The following is a 3,634-nucleotide window of genomic DNA, read 5'->3' as shown; positions in this document are numbered from 1 at the left end:
GACGTCCACCGCATGATGGTAGCGGGTGTAGACGCAAGCGACGCTCATCCCGAGAGCGAACACGGCGAGGATGGCGGCCGTCCTGCGGCGGAAACGCGCGACGCCAAAGACGACGCCCCAACTGGCGGCCACGTGCGAGCTGGGGAAACACCCGCCGGAAACGGCGCCGTGCTCGATGATCTTTTCGATGATCGGGGTGAAGACAAGTCCCTGGAACGGCTTCAGGCTGACCATGAGCTCGGGATTCTCCCACGGCCCACGGGCGGGAAGAAAAGGATACCAGACGAAGCACAAGATGAAGGCGGTGATCGCCGTGCTCAGCGTGGGCTGAAAAGCCGCCGACGGCCGCGCCTGATCCCCAAAATACATGGACACGACTCCGCCCACGAGAATGCAGTAGTAGGAGAAATAGAATCCGTGAAAGATCTCGTCTTGCCAGAAGCCCACGTGGGGGTCGAGAAGGATCGCGGGCAGCTCCCCGAAGACCCATCGGTCCCACGCGTAGAGCGTCGGCTCGAACCAGTAGGGTGCGTCGGGATAGACCGCGCCGACCGTCTGCTGGACCTCCTCGAAGAAGAACAAGACGAGGAGAAGCGGATAGGTGTACCGAAGAAAACGGAGTCCTCCGCGAACGTGACGTCGAAAAGCGCCCTCGCCCGAAGGCGCCGTCTCCCAACGCGCTCCCCGGGCGGGCAGAGCCAGTATGACTCCCAGCACGATCGCGTGGAACACGAGAATGGGTATCGGGTTTTCGAAGTTGCCGTGAAACCACGCCACGAGAAGCGCGACCCATGCCGTGTAAGTGACCAGGAGCAGATCGAGCGGCGCGAAACGTCCGCTTCCCCTAGCCGTTTGGATAGGCGGATCTAACTCTTCGGATAGTCTTGACACAGTTTTCCTTGCGATGTTCATGTGCGGCAAGCTTTTTGCACACACCGTGCCGACGAAGGAGGAAAACGATCGATATGCGCACGGTTATATTGCTCTCTGTCGCCGCGATTGTCTCGGGTTGCGATACGTCGACGTCGGTTCCGATCGACACGGCGGCGTTGCAAGGCGTATGGGCTCTAGAGGCTTTCGAGCTCTCGGGAGGACAGGTTGTCACCGTCCCCGACCCCTCCCAATATACTCTCGAGCTCGCGGAGGACGATGCGCTTCATGCCCGAACCGATTGCAACCTCTGTAACGGCAGCTATCGCGTCTCGGGCAGCGACCTCTCGATTGGTCTTCTCGCCTGCACCCGCGCTGCCTGCCTTCCAGGCTCTCTAGAGCAGCCTTACGTCGATGCCCTCGGTTCGGCGACGAGCTGGGAGCTCGTCGGGGATGAGCTCACCATTCGCTATGCCGGCGGTCGGATGCGATTCGGAAGATTATAGAATAGGCACGTGCCGCTCACTCGGGAACTGGCGTGGGAGCACCTCTGCTCCTGGACGGAGACGGACTCGCTCCGAAAGCACGCCCGCGCCGTGGAGATCGTGATGCGAAGCGCCGCCCGGCACTACGGGAACGAGAACGCGAGCGAGGACACCTGGGGCATCGCGGGCATGCTCCACGATGCCGATTACGAGAAGTGGCCGGAGGAGCATCCGCAGCGCATCGTGGCGTGGCTGCGCGAGCAGGGAGAGGAAGTCATCGCTCACGCGATCTCCGCTCACTACACGAAGTGGAACGTTCCTTACGAGAGCGTTCTCGACAGGGCCCTCGTCGCCTGCGACGAGTTGACCGGCTTCATCGTTGCCTGCTGTCTCGTTCGACCGGAGGGTATCGCGACCCTCGCCGCGAAGAGCGTCAAAAAGAAGCTGAAAGACAAAGCCTTCGCCGCCAAGGTGGAGCGCGCCGAGATTCAGGCCGGAGCCGACCTTCTCGGGGTCGATCTCGCCCAGCACATCCAGTTCGTCATCGAGGCACTCAAGCCCCACGCCGAGGAGCTGGGCATCACCGGGCGCGACTTGAAGGCGCTCCCTTGATCAGAGGGCCTGCACCAGGGTCCGCTCGCTCTGGTGTGTCGTAAGGACCTCCGGTCCGATACGTTTGCTCAAGTAGACCTTGGACTCTCGGTTGTCGTACTCGTTGCGCTCGTACTTGATCACGTCGAAGCTCAGGTGGGTGAGTGTCGCGCGCATGACGTAGAACTTGTTTTTCGTTTTGACCACGATCTCCTTGAAACCGTGCTCGAGGGCCCAGGTCTCTTGCTGCTCGGTCAACGCGCGGAAATGTCCCTGCCCCCTCCAATCGGAGCGCGTGCCGCCGATCCAGCTGTAGAGGATGCGTCTCCCGCCGAACTGGACGGCACCCGAAAGGCGCCCCACGAGATCCGCGAGCTTGGGCTCCTTCTCGTGCGCGTGAATCTCGTGGCCCACCTTGTAGGACACCGGCATGAGCTGGGTCGGATCCGACGGTAGTTTGGCCTCCGCCATGAGAATGCAATGGTCCCGATCGGAAAGCCGGCGCTGGATCTCAGCGGCGGTCTTCTTGCGGTCGAACTCGCCAAAGAATTCCTCGATGTACTGAATCTCCAGCGCGCCGCGCTCGAGAGGATATTGCTTGATGTGGTAGGTCCTATCAGCCGACGCCACGACTCACATTATATACACCCCGTCCATGCGGAAATGATTTTGGGTTTCCGCTCGGCACGCGAGGTTTGTCCCAGCGTACGATTGCGGGTGTCGGCTTTCCCCTTGTGGCGCGTTGCACTTCGCGTCTCTCCAATGGTAAAATTTAATTCTCCAACAGTAATTTCTTAATCGTCGCCCGGCCCCACCCCGGCGTTTCGGGACTTCTTTTTTTCTTAGAAGTCAAGAACACGAGGCGCGAGGAGTTTCGCATGAGCAACCTAGACGACGGTGACCTTCGGGAGGCTCTCTCCGAGATCCAACAGTATCTCTCTGACCGATTGGCCCCATTGATGGTCACCGACTCGATGCTGTATCTCTTGACCCAGCCGCCCGAGGCGATGATTTCCGCGATCCGCGACTGGCTGCTCGCCCAGGTGGACGACACCCGCCCCAACGTCACACTTTCCGACTATCTGTTCCACGCCGTACGCAAGATCCATTTGCTCGGCGAGCTCGATCTCGTGGGGCGCGAGGCCCTGGGCAAGTACCTGGAACAGCTCGGACAGCAGCTCGTCATGGACTGTCCCGAAGAGGATCGGGAGCTCCTGTGCTCGAACCTGGCCCGTCTCGGACAATCCGAATCCGGCGTCGTGGCTCGGGTCGAGACACTTCACCGTCAGCCCGGAGCGCCGGGAGCGACGGGGCCGGTGGCTGCGACTGGAGGTCCGATGTCGGCGGCCGCCGAGCGTGGGCTTCGTCGACTCGAGGTTCTTCTCGAACGACTCAGCCGTCATGGGGTCGCGTCGCCCAGCCAGGCGGATTCTGCCAAGGAGCCGAGCCGTCGCGAGCTGCTTTCGCAAGCCATCGCCGCGGCGGCGGCAAGCTCCTCGAACGCGCGCGATCTCGATCACCGTCTCGACCTCCTCAAGAAGGTCGGGATCTCGGCGGACAACGACAAAGTGTTCGAGCTCCTCGCGGGAAGCTTGCCGGGATGGAACGTGGAGGCCGACCGCTCGAGCGAAGGCCCGCAGAAACGACCCGCGTTGAGCTACTCGGCGGAGGCGATGTACCGGTTCGTC

The 3,634-nt window shown here is 61.6% G+C and carries 5 protein-coding genes; 3 read left to right on the top strand and 2 right to left on the bottom strand.

Features of this window, described 5'->3' with window-relative positions; translation table 11 throughout:
- On the bottom strand, nt 1-891 hold an 891-nt coding region (locus VEK15_26970), incomplete at its 3' end, for a phosphatase PAP2 family protein (protein ID HXV64370.1).
- Nucleotides 892-965: 74 nt separating this feature from the next.
- Here VEK15_26970 and VEK15_26965 point away from each other — a divergent pair.
- Complete coding sequence (locus tag VEK15_26965) at nt 966-1,376, top strand: META domain-containing protein (protein HXV64369.1); 411 nt, start codon at nt 966-968, stop codon at nt 1,374-1,376.
- 9 nt (nt 1,377-1,385) lie between these two features.
- A complete protein-coding gene (locus tag VEK15_26960) occupies nt 1,386-1,967 on the top strand; it encodes an HD domain-containing protein (GenBank protein HXV64368.1) in 582 nt (193 codons plus the stop codon).
- Here VEK15_26960 and VEK15_26955 read toward each other — a convergent pair whose 3' ends face one another.
- The gene (locus VEK15_26955; protein ID HXV64367.1) at nt 1,968-2,576 is read right to left on the bottom strand and encodes a hypothetical protein; all 609 of its coding nucleotides are present in this window, start codon (nt 2,574-2,576) and stop codon (nt 1,968-1,970) included. It abuts the gene before it with no gap.
- Nucleotides 2,577-2,824: 248 nt separating this feature from the next.
- Between VEK15_26955 and VEK15_26950 the strand changes: the two genes are divergently transcribed.
- Nucleotides 2,825-3,634 (top strand): hypothetical protein (locus VEK15_26950; protein ID HXV64366.1); only part of this gene is annotated, 810 nt, incomplete at its 3' end.

This window comes from Vicinamibacteria bacterium (assembly GCA_035620555.1).
Taxonomy (GTDB): domain Bacteria; phylum Acidobacteriota; class Vicinamibacteria; order Marinacidobacterales; family SMYC01; genus DASPGQ01.
The sequence above is the reverse complement of the archived record's forward strand: the minus strand, read 5'-3'. Positions and strand labels throughout refer to the sequence as shown.